The following is a 17,079-nucleotide window of genomic DNA, read 5'->3' on the forward strand; positions in this document are numbered from 1 at the left end:
CGCTCGGCCCTCAGCCTTCAGGCGCCCACGCTTCGTAGTCGCCATCGGCCTTGGCGCGCTTGCCACCGCGCTCGATCATACCCTGGGGCAGATAAGCGTTCGGTGTTCCGGTCGCGTTAGGCGTGTAATCGGCTTCCCACACTTTGGCTGGGGGAAGGTGGCTTTCCGGCACGTCATCGAACGCTCCGTGCAGCCAGCCGTGCCATTCGCTCGGCACGCGGCTTGCGTCGTTAACGCCGTTGTAGATTACCCAGCGGCGCTCTTTCTGCGTGTAAGAGCCAGTATTGGGACCGCCGGTCCCTTTGGAGCGGTAGTATTTGTTGCCTTCGGCGTCCGTGCCAACATGCTCGCCGCCGACGCGTTTGGCCCACCAATGCGTACCAAGCGTCGCACCGTCCCACCAAGTGAATATCTTACCTAGGATTCCCATAAGCCAAGCCGTTAGCGGAATTGACACGGCACGCCAAGCCAGAGGTTTTACGTTGGAGCGAAAAACTAGAGGCTAGCGTCCGTCGGCAGCTCAAACTCGACCATATCACCCGGCCCAATACCGAGTTCCTCGGACAATCCGCCCCTGATCTCGAAAACCGCGATCGACATTCCGCGCGAGGTTACGCTGTCGAGCGAGTAAGGCACACCGGCCTCGATATTGGTAATCCGCTTGTTTGGCCCGATAAAGATGATGTCGAGCGGAAGCGGTGTGTTCTTCATCCAGAAACTGCGAAATTGCGGAGTGTATGAGGGGAAAAGCATCCCTTCATCATCTCCCATTTGCGTGCGGAACATCATGCCCTTGGCTTGCTCTTCCTGAGATGCTGCGAGCTCGGTCTTAAAGCTGTGGCGGGTGTCGCCGCTCACGACAGTGACATCAATGAGACGCAGACCCGCTTCGGAAACTCCGCCGATTTGCGCCGCAGGTGCGGGTGCAGGCGCGGTTTCTTGTGCCGATGTTCCGTTCGGAGAGCACGCCACCAGCGCCAAACCTGCCAATGCTACAGCAATTCTCACCATGAATTTGGACCCTTTTCGTTTTCGGCTTCATCTTCGGCTTCGATAAGCCACTCGTCTATGTCGCCTTCTTCGCGTGCATCAAGGATGAATGCGATGTGTTCGAACCTGTGGCCTGCCCTTAGCATGGCGGCAACCTGTTTATCGCGGCGCTTGCGCAAGGCATCTGCGGGTTCATCTTCGTCCAAGTGCCGGGCAAAGGGCCCAAACCTGCGCTTCTTCGCCAGAAGTATCACCGCGCGCCGCGTTTCCGCCTCGTTCGGAGCAGTTTTTTCGCGCGTGTTCTCATCAACGCCTGCCGCCCAAAGCGCTTGCTCCACCCTCCGGGCTCCATAGCCCCGCGCCGTCAGATCACGGGTTTTCGAGCGCGCATAAGCCTTATCATCGACATAGCCAAGCTCGATAAGTCGCGTGACAAGAGCATGTACATCAGGTGTCTGAACCCTGCCGTCCGCATCCTCTGCAACACCACGCTCGCGCAGTTTGCGTGCCAGATATCCTTCCAGCTTGGAGCCCGTCGTAGCGAAGCGCGCGACATAGGATAATGCAAGGTCGCGCAAGGTCGTTTCGTCGAGAGGGCGCGCCTTTTTGCGTTTACGCACATCTTTTCGGCCCTCGCGCCCAGACCCGTTTTCGTCCGAAAACCGGGCATTTTTGCGCTTCCCAAGCGACCTTTTGCTTCCATCAAGGGCCATTTCGCCTTATTCGTGCCACAGTCCTTATCAAATGGAAAAGACAAAACCCCCGGTCTGTATGTAAAATCGCTGGGGGTGTGGGATCGAAAGGGTGCGTTCGACGACCAAACAGGTTGAAAGGCGCACAGGAAATGACGGGTACTGCAAACACTATGACCGACGCCGCTTTGACGCCCCCGTTAACACCGACGCCGAATGACTGTGAATTGCCAAGGATCCGCGCTCAGTTCGCGACCTTCAATGACGCCATCGACTATGCCGCCAAGAGCCAGAAGGGTTTAAACTTCCACGATATGCGTGGAAATCTGGAGCGGGTGTATCCTTATTCAGAGATGCGCGATGACGCCATTCAAATGGCTTACCGCATGATCGCTGCGGGAATTAAGCGCGAAGATCGCGTCGCCCTGATCGCAGAGACCGGCCCTGATTTCGCAGCGCTCTTTTGTGCGTGTGTCTATGTCGGTGCATGGCCGGTTCCGCTGCCCCTGCCCACCAGTTTTGGCGGCAAGGAAAGCTATATCGACCAGCTGTCGGTGCAGCTCGATAGCTCTGACCCGGTCGTCCTGATCTATCCTGAAGAAATCGCTGACATGGCCAGCCAGGCTGCCGAGCGGCAAGGATGTTCTGGAATCAGCTGGCAGGAATTTGGCAAGTACGACGCGCCCGAAGTCGAGCTCCCAAAGGCGTCGCCGGATGACATTTGCTATCTGCAATATTCCTCTGGCTCGACCCGTTTCCCGACCGGTGTCGCGGTCACGCATGAGGCATTGCTGCACAATCTTTATGGTCACGCGGTTTCGATGAACCTGGGGGAAAACGACCGCTGTATCAGCTGGCTCCCGTGGTATCACGACATGGGCCTCGTCGGCTGTTTCCTTTCGCTAATCGCCAATCAGTTTTCGGCCGACCTCCTGAAACCCGATGCCTTCGCGCGCCGTCCGCTTGCCTGGCTCGACATGATCAGCCGCAATCCGGGCAACACTGCGAGTTATTCACCGACCTTTGGCTACGACATTTGCGCGCGCCGGATTTCAAGCCAGACAAATGTGGCCGAACGGTTCGACCTCTCGCGCTGGCGGATTGCCGGAAACGGTGCGGATATGATCCGTCCTGACGTTATGCAAAGCTTCGTCAACGCCTTTAGCGATGCAGGATTCAAAGCGTCCGCCTTCACCCCGTCATATGGCCTTGCCGAGGCGGTTCTTGCCGTCACCGTCATGCCGCCAGGCGAAGGGATCAAGGTTGAGCTGGTCGAGGAAGAGCGCTTGTCGGGTACGCCGCGCGATCTTAGCCGTCCTGCCCGCTACCGAGCGATCGTCAATTGCGGCAAGCCACTGCCCGACATGGAAGTGCTAATCACCGGCGAAAGCGGAGAGGCGCGCGAAGACCACCAGATCGGCAAAGTTTGGTGCCGTGGCCCATCCGTGATGCACTCCTACTTCCGCAACGAGGAAGCGACAAAAGACTGCCTCGTTGATGGCTGGCTGGATACTGGCGACATGGGCTACACCGCCGATGGATATCTCTTCATCGTTGGCCGCGCCAAAGACATGATCATCATCAATGGCAAGAACCATTGGCCGCAGGATATTGAATGGGCCGTGGAACAACTCCCCGGCTTTAACCACGGCGATATCGCGGCCTTTTCGCTTGAAACCGAGAACGGTGAAGAGGCCCCGGCTGTACTTGTCCATTGCCGCGTCTCTGATCCGGTCGAGCGTGTAAAACTGCGCGAACAGATCTCGGACAAAGTCCGCTCTGTCACCGGGATGAGCTGCGTGGTCGAATTGGTCCCGCCAAGGACGCTGCCGCGCACAAGCTCGGGCAAACTCAGCCGCGCCAAGGCGAAGAAGCTGTATCTGGCAGGCGAAATCGTACCGCTTGAATTGGCCGCTTAATTCGGGCCCCACCTGGCTCTTACCGGGCCAAGACCGCCTTCAACCGTCACATTCACTCCGCGCCGGCCAAGCAATTCGGCCGCGCGCGAGGCATCTTCTTCGCGTCCCTCGAGCACGATTGGCAGGCTGGTGCGCTTTGCCGCCCATTCGATCACGCCAAGCGCCTGAGAGCCCTCGAACGTAGGGCCATCCTCGCCAAACCCGATTTCATCAGGCAGATCGCCCGGAGGCGGAAGCAGTTCGATAACCCACTCAGGCTCATCCTTGGCAATTCGCAGCTCCAGAGCGCGGTAGGCTGCAAGCGTTGCGCCTTCCAATTCCCTTGCGCGAACAGTCGCGCGTCGACGCGTTCGATCGACCGTGACATCATCTTCATCGACGCCGGCCACGAGAGCGAGCCGCGAAGCCAAGGTCTGTGCGCGCTGTTGAGCTGCGGCTTCCTCGCTCGCCCGGGCCGCAGAGAGCGCAGCCTGCTGCGCCGCGCTAGCGCCAGAATCGACGCCAAACTCGCGTAAATTGAATTCGATTGGTCGCCCTAGTCGTTCAATCAGTGCCGCTTCAATGTCGGTTTCGGCGCTGACTTTGGGCGAAGGAGTATAGACCGTCGCGGTCGCAAGAACGGGGTCGGCGCGAAAATCCACATCAAGCTGAGCGATATCGACACTGCCGGCGTATGCGACTTCGATCTCGGCGCGGATGATCCGCTGCGAATTGGTCTGAAAGGCGATTTGCTGCAACGATAGGGCAAGCGGTACAGCAAGCGCCACAAACACAGTCGCCACCGCAATATTTTGAAACAGGCTGTTGCGCGCACTTAGCGAGGATTCAAACCCGTACAGGCGCGCCATCGCGAGCGCTGTGAGTGCGATGGTGATAAGGTTGGTGATGTAAAGAAGAAGCGCGCCCGAAAAGACCGTCCAGTTCCATGTCGCAAGGCCAAAACCAACCGTTGCCAAAGGCGGCATCAACGCGGTCGCAATCGCCACACCTACGATCGTGCCCTCGCGCCCGCGGATCATCGCATAAGCGCCGGCAAGCGCAGAAAAGAGCGCCACAAACAGGTCAAACAGATTGGGCTGCGTCCTTGCAGCGATCTCTGGCGTGATCGTTTGGATCGGAGAGAGATACACCAGCGTCGCCGTCAAACCGACTGCGATGATAGTGCCCCAAAAAAGGCTGCGCGCCGATTTCTTGAGCCATTGGTAGTCGCCAATCGCAAGCGCAAATCCCAGCCCCATAATCGGATCCATCAACGGCGAGAGCAACATGGCCCCGATCACAACCGCAGGCGAGGAAAGCAAAAGGCCAAGCACCGCAATCCCGGCACTCATCGCTGTCATGAACAAATATCGGCTGGAAAGATCGCATTCAGCGCGACGTTTTTCGATTACAGCTGACTGCTCAATCGTATCCACAACCTCATCGCGCCACCAGCCGCGCAAGGTCGCAAGAACACGCTTAAAGCCATAGCGGCTTTGTGTGGCCGCCCTTACCGCTTCGCCCGCGCTATCGACTTTTCCAAAGACTGCATTGGGATCACGCTCGGTAGAAGTCGTTTCTTCAGGAGTTGCGGCAGAAGAATCGTCGGTCTTGCCAGAATTTTTGACGTTGTCAGCCAAGTTCGTTCCCTTCAGCATCGCCCTTTAATGGCAATCGAATTCAAACAAAAGCGCGAAACACAAGTCTGCGCATCGCAAAACCATGGACGAGCGCACCGGAAAAGGGCAGTCTTGAACAACGTGTTTTAGATACCTAATACAGTAGAGTAAGCAAGGCGGTCTTTTCGACGGCCAATAAGGGAGCGACGATTTTTTCGCCATGAGCACCGAAACGACACCTGATCTGAATGTTTCAGCACCGACCAAAACGGCCACCGATTTTGAGCTGACCCCGCCCACACCTGTGCCCCATGTGGCGCCTGAGAAAGCGGCGGGCCTCGTGCCGGTGCCAACCGAACAGCAAACCAAGCTTGAGTCGAAAGCCGACGCCTTTGTGAATGACCTCATTTCAATCGACGCCAATTCGCCCGAATTTGGCGCGAAGGTCGATCAGATCACCCGCATGGGTCAGGAGCAAATCCGAGCGGCCGCTGCTCATTCCAACAGGTTCCTTGACCGCCCCGTTCGCGCAATGGACGCAGACAGCGGCGTCGGAAGCGACCTGGCAGAGCTTCGCCGTACGGTCGAAGACCTTGATCCGGGCAAAAAGGGTAAGCTGTTGGAGCCGCGCCGCCTGTTCGGGATCATTCCGTTTGGAAACAAGCTCAAGAACTACTTCGACAGCTACACCAGCAGCCAGGGCCACATTCAGGCAATCCTTGAGCGGCTCGAGAACGGCAAAAAAGAGCTCCACATGGACAATGCTGCGATCGATACAGAGCGCGCCAAGCTGTGGGATGCGATGGGCGAATTGGAACAGATGATCCACATCGCCAAAACGCTGGACGCAAAGCTCGAGGCCAAAGCCTTGGAACTCGATGCAAGTGATCCGGAAAAGGCGAAAGCGCTTCGCGAAAGCGCGCTTTTCTACGTGCGTCAACGCACCCAAGACCTTCTCACCCAAATGGCGGTGAGCGTTCAAGGCTATCTTGCGCTCGATCTTGTTAAAAAGAACAACGTCGAGCTGGTGAAAGGCGTCGACCGCGCTGGCACCACGACTGTTGGCGCACTTCGCACCGCGGTGACCGTCGCGCAGGCGATGACCAATCAGCGTCTTGTGCTCGGCCAAATCACCGCACTCAACCAGACGACGAGCGATATCATCGATTCAACCAGCACTTTGCTGCGCGAACAAACAGGGCAAATCCACGAGCAGGCCGCTTCCAGCACCATACCGCTCGAAACGCTGCAACGCGCGTTCCAGAACATCTACGACACTATGGATGAGGTCGACGACTTCAAGGTGCGCGCGCTCGACAGCATGAAGCAGACGGTTGATGTGCTCACTGACGAGGTTGAGAAATCAAAGGGCTATATCGCCCGGGCAGAAGGTCAGGCGCAGGCACAAGCCAAGGTCGCTTCTTCCGAACCGTCGCTGCTTTCGCTGGATAAATAATGGCCGACAGCACGCGGGAATCCGATCAGATATTGGGCGCAGCGAAACAGTCGCTTACCGCCAATCGCACAGGCGGCGTGCACCGACGTGCGGCCTCGATTGGTGTGGGCTCTGCCATGGCCAAGCGTAAGAACTGGCTGATCCGGCTTCGCAATCTCGCCATCGCCATCGCGACCATCTGGGTCGGCGCAGGCATCGCGGGTGCATTTGTAAATGGGATCGGTTTCTGGGGCGTGATGGCGGTTGTACTTGCGACCGCGATTGCCGTCGGCATCTTCTCAAGCTTCCCCAAGGTCAAAATCCCCAAGCGGTCCGAGCTCAAACAGGGCAATCCCAAGCAGATGGTGACGCGTGTCGAGCTTTGGCTTGAAAGCCAGCGCGCCGGGCTTCCTCCGAAGGCTGCGGCTCTGGTTGAGAAAATGGGCGGGCAGTTGGACGCGCTTGGCGCCCAGCTTGAGACCATGGACCAATCCCATCCCGCGATGTCCGAAGTGCGAGAACTGGTGGGCGACTACATCCCCGAGACGATCGACAATTATCGCAAAATCCCGGAGCATTTGCGCTCTGAAGAGCATGCAGGAAGCACAGCAGACGAACGTCTGGTCGAGAGCCTCACCAAAATCTCGGGCGAGATTGATCGGGTAACGCGCCGCCTCGCCGAAGGTGTCATGGATGATCTGGCGGTGAAATCGCGTTATCTCGACTACCGCTTTGGCGGGGACGACATTCTCGAAGACGCCTCTGGCATGCCTGACACCGGCGTCCCGCTCCCTGATTTTGACGTTGCTCCTGCGACGAAGAAAGAGGCGGGTTAGGAATGCGCATAGCGCTTCCCCACCAGCTGGGCCGCGAGGAGGTGCGCCGCCGGATGCACAAACATGCAGGCGATATCGGCAGCTATTTCCCACCCGGCATGGCGACGGTTGAAACCGAGTGGCCAAATGAAGACCGGATGGACCTGTTCATCACTGCTGCCGGGCAGCAGATCGATGGCGGGATCGATATCACCGATGATCAGGTGGTGATTGACCTCGATCTGCCAGGTATTCTGGGCTTCCTTGGTGGCACACTTGAACGCGCGGTGCGCAAACATGGTGGCAAGCTGCTCGAATAGATCGCGGCACCTGCCAAAACGCCGGTCCCGATGAAGCCCTTGCCTCCCATCAAATAGCACTGACATTAACAAGTGTCAGGTTGCATTGACGCTGATTTAGGCTACCTTGTCTGACACTTTAGACTCAGATCGAGAAAGCGCCATCGGATCCCTGCGCACAGACACACAAGCACGAACGCTGCGCGAACATTTGCGCAGGGCGACAGCGCATTCCCATGACATGCTCGACACATCCATGCGTCCGGCGTCTGACTGGCGCTCGCCCGCGGATTATGCCCGTTTCCTGAATGCGCAATATGCCGCGCGCGCATCGGTTGAACTGTGGCTTTCAATGTTTGCAACGCCCGGCCTGAAGCCGCCCGAACAAACCCCTTTCATTGCCCGTGATCTTGCACAGCTTGGTGAGCCTCTCCCTGCCGAGCGACCAAGATTTGATTTGGGCTTTACAGGGGATGCAACAACGATGGGCGTTGCCTGGGTCCTGGCAGGTTCGTCTCTTGGCAATCGCGCCATGCTTCACGATATGCGGCTCAATCTTCCTGAAGGCACGCACTGGCCCCACGAGTTTTTGGGCAGCCGGGCAATGACCCGGTTTTGGAAGGAATTGCGCTCCCGCGTCGAAGTGCCAGTTTCCCAAGACAAGGCCGACGAGGCTACGCGCGCTGCACGGTGTGTCTTTGAACACTTCTTGGGCGTCGCGCGCTCTGATGCTTCGTCGCCTGTATTGGAAGCCGCGCTTTGAACTTCCATTCCGTCTCGCAAGAGCTGACCGAATGCGATCGGGAAGCGATCCATCACATTGCGGCTGTGCAGGCTTTTGGTGCTCTTATCGCGCTTGATGCAAATTGGGTGATCACCCATAGATCGGCCAATTGTGCGCAAATGTTGGGGAGCAAGGAACCCGTTGATACCGGTCGCCCGCTTGCAGAATATGTCTCGCTATCGGCAGTCTCTGCGTTGAAAACGGCGCTTGGCAAAATCAATGAAGACGACGCTGTAGAGCGCCTTTTTGGCCTTGATCTGGCCAGCACAGGCTCCCTTTTCGACTGCGCGGTCCACGCATCGGGTCACACCATCATTGTGGAATTCGAGCCCCATGCGGCTGATGAATTTCGCGACCACCTCGGGGCGGTCCCACCGCTTATCGCCAAGCTTTCTGCAGCGACCAGCACCGATGCGCTATGCGATTTGGCTGCGCGGCATGTGCGCGAAATGCTCGGCTATGACCGGGTGATGATCTATCGTTTCCACCGCGATGACAGCGGTGAAGTGGTCGCTGAAGACAAGCGGGACGATTTGGAGCCCTATCTGGGCCTTCGTTATCCCAAAACGGATATCCCCCAACAAGCGCGCCAGCTCTTCTTGCGCAACCGCTTCCGCATCATTGCGGACATGGACATGCAGCCTGTCCCCATCGAGCCGCCACCCGGTGATGAGACCGAACCGCTCGATCTGTCGATGAGCGTGCTGCGGGCCCATTCGCAAGTTCATGTCCAATATATGAAAAACATGGGCGTAGAGGCCTCTCTTGCGATCTCCATCGTCCGGCAAGGCAAATTGTGGGGCATGATTTCGTGCCACCATACAAGCCCCAAAGTGGTGCCCTATTCGCTGCGCAGCGTTGCCGAGATGATGAGCCACATGTTCTCCATGACGCTTGACCGGTTGTTGATTGAGCGGTCGGAGACTTTGCGCGCTCGTTCTCAGGACCTCCATGACATGCTCATGCGAAGGCTCGCAGAAGGCGCATCTTTTGTTGACGATCTTGACATGTTTGCCCCTGCGCTTGGCGACTTGATCGTGCATGACGGATTGTCGGTGTTCATCCGTGATGAATACCGCTCTTTTGGGACAAGCCCCGGGCGCGATGAATTCCTCGCTCTTTTGCCCGGGCTAAGCGCAGTTCCCGAGAATCAGTTTCTGGCGACAAGCTCGCTTTCCGAGCACGTTCGAGAAGCTGATCGTTTCTCGAATCAAGTGACGGGCGCGCTTGTTCTTCAGGTTTCAAGGTCGCCGCGCGACTACCTCGTGCTGTGGCGCAAACCTCTTACCCAAACGGTGCGTTGGGCCGGCGATCCGGCAAAAGCCATGGCCGACGGTGAAGGACGCCTTGAACCACGAAGCAGTTTTGCCGCGTGGGAGGAAACGATCAAGGGGTGTAGCGAGGAGTGGGATGATCGCGATCTGACTATCGCCGACAATCTGCGAACCACATTGCTTGAGGTCATTTTGCGGATGACCGACGAAGTCGCGAATGAACGCAAACGGGCCCGTGAGCAGCAAGATTTGCTCATTGCGGAGCTCAATCACCGTGTTCGCAACATCTTGAACCTGATCCGCTCGCTGGTTTCGCAATCGACAAAGGACGCGGTCAACATTGCGGATTTCACCACCAATATCGACGGCAGGATCGCAGCACTTGCAACGGCGCATGACAACATTACCCGCCGGAACTGGTCGGCGGCTCCGCTTGCGTCATTGTTTGAAAGCGAGATTGAAGCCTATCTCAGCAGCAAGAAGGGTCGGCTGAATATTACGGGTGAGCCGGTGATGATCAAGCCGGAAGCCTACACCGTGCTCGCTTTGGTCGTGCACGAACTCGTCACCAATTCTGCCAAATACGGAAGCCTTTGCGACAGTCGGGGCACGATTGATATCGAGGTTGCGCGTGCAGGTAATGGCGACTTGCTTGTCTACTGGCGCGAACGCGGAGGCCCTCCGGTCAAACAGCCGACACGGCGCGGATTTGGCACTACAATCATCACGCGCATCATCCCGCACGATTTGCGCGGCGAGGCGGAATTGAATTTCAAACTCTCGGGGCTTGAAGCAGAGTTTCGCATTCCGGCGCGGCACATATCGGTGGAAACCGAGACGGAGGCAACCGCCAGCGGTGAAGACATCATCGATGCGCAAGGCAACAAACCAGATCGCGGTTGGTCAGCTCCAGAGCATGTCCTTTTGGTCGAGGACAATATGATCATCGCGCTCGATACCGAAGACTGCCTGCGCGATGCCGGGGTAAAGTCAGTCAGCGTCGAGAGCACAGTCAGCGGAGCCCTAGCTGCAATCGAGAAACGCGAACCGGATTTTGCGGTGGTCGATTTCAATCTGGGATCGGAGTCAAGCGCCAAGATCGCAGAGGAACTGTCTCGGCGCGGCGTGCGATTTGTCTTGGCGAGCGGCTATTCAGAGCTGGGCAAGGATCTGGAAGGCTTGGGCGCGGACGGGTTGATCCGCAAACCATATGGCAAGGAAGAGATCGAACGCGCGCTCGCCGGAGAGCCGGTGAGCTAGCGGGTCAAATGCTGCGGGTTAGCAAGGTCACTTTTGCATAGCTGAAATCGAGCGCCTTGAGACTAGAGGCGAGGAGGCATTCGCCCTCTTGTGCCATTACCTCTCCAGCACCCTTTCCCGCCTCCATGCCAGCAGCGCTTTTGAGCATGCCTTCCAGCGGCAAGGCCAATAAGGCACCGGGGTATACTCTCTCGATATCGGGTCCGGGTGCGCCCTCGATCCGGTCAAGCCGAAAGTGCTTACCATCAATGAGCGTCTCGCCGCGGGCTTTTAGCGAACCCTTCAATTCATCAGGGAACGGAGCGCCGCTTGCTACGGCCAACGCTCGGTCCAGGTGCAATTCTCTTGGTCGGCCATAATCATAAAGGCGAAAAGTGGTGTCGCTGTTCTGTTGCACTTCGACCAGAGACAGGCCGGGACCGATTGCGTGCACCGTGCCAGGTGTAAGATGATAGATATCGCCTGCCTTTACATCATGCCATGTGAGCAGGTCCTCAATCGTTCCATCTGACGCGGCCTTGCCAATCGCTTCCGCGCTGATTTCCTCATCGAAACCGATCGCCAATTGCGCGCCGGGCTGCGCGTCGAGGACGAGCCAGCACTCTTCCTTCCCCTGCTCGCCTTCCAGAGCGTTCTCATCACCCGGATGGACCTGCACGGAGAGCTTTTCACTCGTGAACAGATATTTGACCAAAAGGTCATCAAGCTCAGGGGGAGGTTCGAACCAGATTTCCCCTATCCGCTGCCCCTCAGGCGTCTTGAAAGGGGCCGGCAACGCATCACGACCCCATACTTTTTCGACCATGCGTTTGGGCAGCTTGCGTACAAACGGGTCCATATTGGCGGTTGTTTCAGCAGCGCGGTTCATTGATTGGCCGCGCCCGGCAGCTTGCCGACTTTCTGTGCGCCGTCACGCGTGGTCACCAGAACCTCGCCATTGGCGACAATGATGCATACGTCTTCCAAACCTACCGCGGAAACGCGCATCCCGTCGGTAATGGCAGCCACGTTCTGGCAATCAACAAGGTCGACGTTCCCCTTGGAAACGTTCCTCTGCTCCAAATCACTGCCCTGTTCGACCAGAGCGTCCTGAAGCGAGGCCCAGCTGCCGATATCGGACCACCCCATATCGGCAGGCACCATGGCCGCACGCCGGGAGTTTTCCATCACAGCATAATCAACAGATTCGCCCTCGATCTCCGCAAAACTCGTCGCACCGGGATGGACCATTGAACCATCAATCAAAGCGCCATCGACCGAGGCTTTCACTGCCTTAGCCATAGCGGGACGATGTTCCGCCAAGGTGTCTAGAAATGCGCCGGCGCGAAATGCGAAAATCCCGCCGTTCCAGCTGTACTGGCCGCTTGCAAGATAGGCTTCAGCGCGGGCCAGATCGGGCTTTTCGACAAATTCGCCAATCGCAAATCCGGTGCCCAAAGCCTCGCCCTGACGGATATAACCATAGCCTGTTTCGGGGCGATCAGGCGTAATCCCAAAGGCCGTGAGGTAATCTTGCCCGGCAAGCTCTCCGGCCGCAATCGCAGCCTCGCGAAAGCTGCGCGGATCGGCGATGTAATGGTCGCTTGGGCACACGAGCATGATGTCGTCTGGCTCAAGCGTTGCTGCTGCCAAAGCAATCGCAGGAGCGGTGTTCTTTGCCCCCGGTTCAACGATCAAGCGATGGGACGTATCGCCCAACTGTTTCTTGATCAAATCGATATGTGCGGTGCCCGCCACAATGATGGGCGGCGCAAAACGATCATCGCCAGCGACCCGGTCGATCGCCTGTTCAAACAGGCTGGTGTCACCAACAAGCGGGAGAAAGGGTTTGGGGCGCTTTTTCAAGCTCAAAGGCCAAAGCCTCGTGCCGCTGCCTCCGCATAGTATAACCGGGTGGATCACGTGTATTCCTGTCCTTGCCTCAAGTGCCGCCCCGCCTCTCTGCAATGCATCCTATTACAAGGCAGAACAATGCCTGAATGCAACTGAATTATCGCTCGCGAAAATCAACGCGGTAGCCATAGCGGGATGAAACATAGTCGCCATTGCTTGTTTGCGCAGGATTGAACCTAATCTTTTGAATAACCAACCCGCAGACCAAAGCGGTGGTTTCTGCATCCGCGGTTGAACGCGCAACTGAACACCGGGTGGCGCGTCCATCGGGAAGAACGGTAAAAACCACCGTTACCGAGGTGCCAAAGCGTGAGGCGCGCCCTCCCTCTGGCACAGGAAAATCGCGGCGCGGGTCAAGCGATCCGGAACGCACGCTTGGCTTGACGACAACGCCATTGCCTTGCCCGCCGCCGCCATTGCCGCTTCCGGTCCCGTCTCCCTCGCCCTGATTGCCGGTGCCGTCTCCTGCGTCGGTTGCACCCGATACACTTGCCGTACCGGTCGAGGAGGCGCGAGGGCGCGGTTCGGGCCGTTTTGGGATTTTCGCAGGACTTGGCGCGGTCACTGGTTGGGGCACAGCTTCTTTGCCAGCCTCGCCTTGCGCCCCTTCATCGGGCTCGGGCGGTGTTTCGGGTTCTTGGGGCGTGGTGATCGTCACCGTCAGGGCGCTGACCACTTCACGCTCGATCGAAGCGGTGAACTCCGGCGCAAGAAGGCGCGAGAGACCGTAAAGCGCCGCGACATGAAACACGACAATCCCCGCAAGCAAGGGCCAGCGCGGTGATCGCGGTTTTCCCTGATAGCGCGGTTTGGTCTTGATCATCGATTCTCTGCGAGTGTGACAGTGGAATTTTGTGACTTCGAACGATGTTAGCCGCCCACAAGCAAGGATCTCACAATCCAGTACTCGGCTTGCACTTTCGACCACCTCGGGTGAATTTCTATGGAGCCTACAATTAGAAGCGAAGTGCAAACTTGTCCAACGCCGACCGGCTCCTTGCGCCCGGAGGATACGGACTCAGATCAGTCCGCTGAGGGGAGGCACCCCGGCTTTGACAGCCCATTCTCACGAGTGAGCTGGCAAGGCCTCTTTGCCCCTCATACGGGATTGCGCGAATGGGGTTTTAGCCTCGGGCTTGGCGTCACCTTCTTCTTTTCCGGCATATTGTGCCTGTCGATCGCGCGCTTTGACGCCACTTTGGCCAGTGTCTGGATACCCAATGCGATTGCGATCGCAGCGCTTTTCCTTGGCCGCCTGCGCAACGAACTACCCGCTTTTCTCACTATGGCGGTTGCCAGTCTGGCTGCCAATATGTTCTCGGGAACCGCCTTCGGGATGGCTTTGGCATTCACAGGCGGCAATATCGTCGGCATTTTTCTGGTTACTTGGCTAACCAGACGACGCTGCGGGGAAGTACCCGATCTTTCGGACCTTACGCATCTGGGGCATTTTCTTCGATATGGCGGCGTGGTGGGCCCGATCGCAGGAGCCTTAATCGCAGCCCCGGTCATGGGCCCCGAACTTAGCGCAATCTGGAAAGGAGCATCGACCTGGTTTCTGGTGGAAAGCCTTGGCATCATTCTGGTCGTCCCCGCCATTCTGCTCGTTGCACAGCTCAGAAACTCGCCTCTGTCCGATCTTCGACAACGCTTTCGCGAGGCCCTCCTGATCTCGTCTATGACACTCAGCCTTGTCTATCTGGTCTTCAACCAGGGCTCCTATCCGCTTCTCTTCCTTATTCCCCCTGTCACGCTTCTGGTCGCTTTCCGATTAGGTGCGCTTGGCACTGCATTGTTTGTACCAGGCATCGCCATCGTAACACTACTTGCAAGCTTTGCCGGGCTCGGTCCAATCGCAGAAGGTGGGTTCAGCCAGGTTGCTCAAGTCAACCTGATCCAGACCTTTATCGCTGCCAATTTCCTTACCGGCCTGCCAATTGCCGCAATCTTGGCAGGGCGGCGACGACTGACGGATGAACTCGACAAAGGCCAGCGCGAACTCGCACTGCTCACAGAAGGTATCACTGACGCGGTTTTGATGATCGGATTTGACGGCGTGTGCACTTACGCCTCGCCATCCGTCGCGGTCGTATTAGGTCGCCCGCCACTCGAATTCGTGGGCCATAACATCATCGAACGCACCCATGAGGATGCTAATGAACCCATAAACGAAGTGTTCGAAAAACTCGTCAGCGGGCAAAGCGAGAAAGAGCGGCTGACGTATCGCCGCCTTCTGGATGACGACAAAGGCAACCCGGTCTTTATCGAGGCCGATTGCGCGGTGGTGACCGACAAATCGAGCGGCAAGCGCACCGGCATTGTCATGTCAGCACGCGATGTGACCGACAGAGTAGAACTTGAGTTGCTTTTGACCCGAGCGCGCCGCTCAGCGGAAAAAGCAGCGAGCGCGAAAAGCGAGTTTCTTGCCAATATGAGCCACGAAATCAGAACTCCGATGAACGGAGTGCTGGGATTTGCAGAGCTCATGCGGGAGAGCGATTTGAGCGAGGAGAACCGTCGCCACGTGGATATGATCGTCCAGTCGGGCCGGTCCATGATGATGCTTTTGAATGATATTCTCGACCTTTCGAAAATCGAAGCCGGGCAAGTGGGGATCACAGATGAGCCGGTCGACCTTATGGCCACTATCTCCGAATGTGCGGCACTTTACCGCCCAAGCGCGGAGAAGAAGGGGCTTTCACTCGATGTTTCCATGGCAGTTGCCTGCCCGGACCTTGAGGGGAGCGAAGATGCCTCAGCGAACAACCCCTGGATCAAGACCGATGGCCTTCGCCTCCGCCAAATCATTCTCAACCTGCTTGGCAATGCCTTAAAATTCACCGAAGCTGGCTGGGTCGAGATCGTGGTCTCTTGCGACGTCGAGGAGCTCTATGTCGATATCAAGGACACAGGGATTGGAATTAGCGAAAAGCGGCTGCAGTCGATCTTTGCTCCTTTCACGCAAGGTGAGAATGACACCGCAAGACGCTTTGGCGGCACCGGTCTTGGCCTGTCGATCAGTCGCCAACTGGCAGAGCTTCTCGGCGGCACGATCAATGTTGAAAGCAAGGCAGGAGTAGGATCTACCTTCCGCCTTACCTTGCCTGCAAATTATACCCAGCCTGTGGTCCCGGAACCGGCACCAGACGAGCCATTTGAGCCCTATATGCTCCCCCAATCAGCCAGCATCCTTTTGGTCGAAGACCATGACGTCAACCGGCTGCTGGTGTCGGAAATGCTGGAGCGCTGCGGACAGAGCGTCGCCACCGCCTATGACGGGAACGAGGCAATCGCGATGGTCATCGATTCTGTCATGCGCGGCAAACCTTATGACCTTGTGCTGATGGATATACAGATGCCCGGTTGCGACGGCTACGCCGCCACACGGGCCATTCGCATGGAAGGGATCACGCCGGACGAGCTTCCGATCATTGCTCTTACAGCCAATGCCTTCCCCGAAGATCTGGCCGCTGCGCGCGATGCGGGGATGCAAACGCATCTGGCCAAACCACTCGTTTTTGCGGACCTGGCGCGGGCCCTGCAACGCTGGCTGCCCACACGGATTGTTCCAGTCGAGGAAAATCGTCTCAATTTCAGAGACGAGGACGAAACCAGGCCTGCTGAGGCGGAACCCTCGGGCGAATATAGCGGGAAAGCGCAGGAGGATGCAGAGCCCGAACTCACCGCCGAAATCGTCGACATTTCACGCGATCGCTCAGCGCGCCCTCCTAAAATCGGTGAGATCGCTCTTCCCGAAACGCAGATCAAGAACAGGCTCGGTTCGAGCCTTTCACAATTCCATTCGCCTAACCTTATCAAGCGCTGGACCAAGCGCCGAAGCGAAGCGGTAGAAGCAGTGCGGCTTGCACTGGAAAAAGGGACATTGAGCGAAGAACGCGGTTCGCCCGAGAATTGGGATGAGATCGCCGGACTGGTGCACAAGCTTGCCGGCACTGCGGCGATTTTTGGCGAGGCCGAGCTTGGCGATCAGGCCGCGGCTCTCGAGAATGCTCTACGCATGGGGCTTCCCGGCGATGTTCGTGAGGCGCTGGCCTTTGAGCTGCTCACCGTTGCCGATGACCCGGAAGACACGCTGACGAAAATCGATGCGTAAAGCCAA

At 57.6% G+C, this 17,079-nt stretch carries 14 protein-coding genes; 7 read left to right on the top strand and 7 right to left on the bottom strand.

Features of this window, described 5'->3' with window-relative positions; all coding sequences use genetic code 11:
- Nucleotides 1-10: 10 nt before the first annotated feature.
- The 3 genes from AC0V6Q_RS09590 to AC0V6Q_RS09600 form a co-directional block, all read right to left on the bottom strand.
- Nucleotides 11-430 carry an NADH:ubiquinone oxidoreductase subunit NDUFA12 gene (locus AC0V6Q_RS09590; protein WP_486168157.1) on the bottom strand — a complete coding sequence of 140 codons (420 nt, stop codon included), beginning with the start codon at nucleotides 428-430 and terminating at the stop codon, nucleotides 11-13.
- Between the two features lie 65 nt (nucleotides 431-495).
- On the bottom strand, nucleotides 496-1,011 hold the full coding sequence (locus tag AC0V6Q_RS09595) for a DUF192 domain-containing protein (protein ID WP_486168158.1): 516 nt from the start codon (nucleotides 1,009-1,011) through the stop codon (nucleotides 496-498).
- Nucleotides 1,005-1,610 carry a regulatory protein RecX gene (locus AC0V6Q_RS09600; RefSeq protein WP_486168159.1) on the bottom strand — a complete coding sequence of 202 codons (606 nt, stop codon included), beginning with the start codon at nucleotides 1,608-1,610 and terminating at the stop codon, nucleotides 1,005-1,007. Before AC0V6Q_RS09600 ends, AC0V6Q_RS09595 begins: the two co-directional genes overlap by 7 nt.
- Before the next feature lie 245 nt (nucleotides 1,611-1,855).
- Between AC0V6Q_RS09600 and AC0V6Q_RS09605 the strand changes: the two genes are divergently transcribed.
- Nucleotides 1,856-3,601 (top strand): fatty acyl-AMP ligase, encoded by a 1,746-nt coding sequence (locus AC0V6Q_RS09605; protein ID WP_486169288.1) that lies wholly within the window; start codon nucleotides 1,856-1,858, stop codon nucleotides 3,599-3,601.
- Here the strand turns inward: AC0V6Q_RS09605 and AC0V6Q_RS09610 are convergent.
- Entirely contained in the window at nucleotides 3,598-5,220 is a 1,623-nt protein-coding gene (locus AC0V6Q_RS09610; RefSeq protein WP_486168160.1) for a DUF389 domain-containing protein, read from the bottom strand. The genes AC0V6Q_RS09605 and AC0V6Q_RS09610 overlap by 4 nt on opposite strands.
- 199 nt (nucleotides 5,221-5,419) lie before the next feature.
- Here AC0V6Q_RS09610 and AC0V6Q_RS09615 point away from each other — a divergent pair, with 199 nt between their 5' ends.
- The 5 genes from AC0V6Q_RS09615 to AC0V6Q_RS09635 all read left to right on the top strand — a co-directional run bounded on the left by AC0V6Q_RS09615 (nucleotide 5,420) and on the right by AC0V6Q_RS09635 (nucleotide 11,066).
- Nucleotides 5,420-6,655 (top strand): toxic anion resistance protein, encoded by a 1,236-nt coding sequence (locus AC0V6Q_RS09615; protein ID WP_486168161.1) that lies wholly within the window; start codon nucleotides 5,420-5,422, stop codon nucleotides 6,653-6,655.
- Nucleotides 6,655-7,470 (top strand): hypothetical protein, encoded by an 816-nt coding sequence (locus AC0V6Q_RS09620; RefSeq protein ID WP_486168162.1) that lies wholly within the window; start codon nucleotides 6,655-6,657, stop codon nucleotides 7,468-7,470. The genes AC0V6Q_RS09615 and AC0V6Q_RS09620 overlap by 1 nt, the downstream gene beginning before the upstream one ends.
- 2 nt (nucleotides 7,471-7,472) lie before the next feature.
- Nucleotides 7,473-7,769 carry a polyhydroxyalkanoic acid system family protein gene (locus AC0V6Q_RS09625; RefSeq protein ID WP_486168163.1) on the top strand — a complete coding sequence of 99 codons (297 nt, stop codon included), beginning with the start codon at nucleotides 7,473-7,475 and terminating at the stop codon, nucleotides 7,767-7,769.
- Between the two features lie 220 nt (nucleotides 7,770-7,989).
- Nucleotides 7,990-8,511 carry a biliverdin-producing heme oxygenase gene (locus tag AC0V6Q_RS09630; protein ID WP_486168164.1) on the top strand — a complete coding sequence of 174 codons (522 nt, stop codon included), beginning with the start codon at nucleotides 7,990-7,992 and terminating at the stop codon, nucleotides 8,509-8,511.
- On the top strand, nucleotides 8,508-11,066 hold the full coding sequence (locus tag AC0V6Q_RS09635) for an HWE histidine kinase domain-containing protein (RefSeq protein ID WP_486168165.1): 2,559 nt from the start codon (nucleotides 8,508-8,510) through the stop codon (nucleotides 11,064-11,066). The genes AC0V6Q_RS09630 and AC0V6Q_RS09635 overlap by 4 nt, the downstream gene beginning before the upstream one ends.
- 4 nt (nucleotides 11,067-11,070) lie before the next feature.
- Here AC0V6Q_RS09635 and AC0V6Q_RS09640 read toward each other — a convergent pair whose 3' ends face one another.
- From AC0V6Q_RS09640 to AC0V6Q_RS09650, 3 genes are all read right to left on the bottom strand, one after another.
- Nucleotides 11,071-11,934: a class I mannose-6-phosphate isomerase gene (locus AC0V6Q_RS09640; RefSeq protein WP_486168166.1), complete on the bottom strand. Its 864-nt coding sequence runs from the start codon at nucleotides 11,932-11,934 to the stop codon at nucleotides 11,071-11,073.
- On the bottom strand, nucleotides 11,931-12,968 hold the full coding sequence (locus AC0V6Q_RS09645) for a mannose-1-phosphate guanylyltransferase (RefSeq protein ID WP_486168167.1): 1,038 nt from the start codon (nucleotides 12,966-12,968) through the stop codon (nucleotides 11,931-11,933). The genes AC0V6Q_RS09640 and AC0V6Q_RS09645 overlap by 4 nt, the downstream gene beginning before the upstream one ends.
- An 88-nt stretch (nucleotides 12,969-13,056) precedes the next feature.
- Complete coding sequence (locus AC0V6Q_RS09650) at nucleotides 13,057-13,782, bottom strand: energy transducer TonB (protein ID WP_486168168.1); 726 nt, start codon at nucleotides 13,780-13,782, stop codon at nucleotides 13,057-13,059.
- A gap of 249 nt (nucleotides 13,783-14,031) precedes the next feature.
- Here AC0V6Q_RS09650 and AC0V6Q_RS09655 point away from each other — a divergent pair, with 249 nt between their 5' ends.
- Nucleotides 14,032-17,073: an ATP-binding protein gene (locus tag AC0V6Q_RS09655; protein ID WP_486168169.1), complete on the top strand. Its 3,042-nt coding sequence runs from the start codon at nucleotides 14,032-14,034 to the stop codon at nucleotides 17,071-17,073.
- Nucleotides 17,074-17,079 lie beyond the last annotated feature (6 nt).

The organism is Erythrobacter sp. S227 (assembly GCF_057364925.1).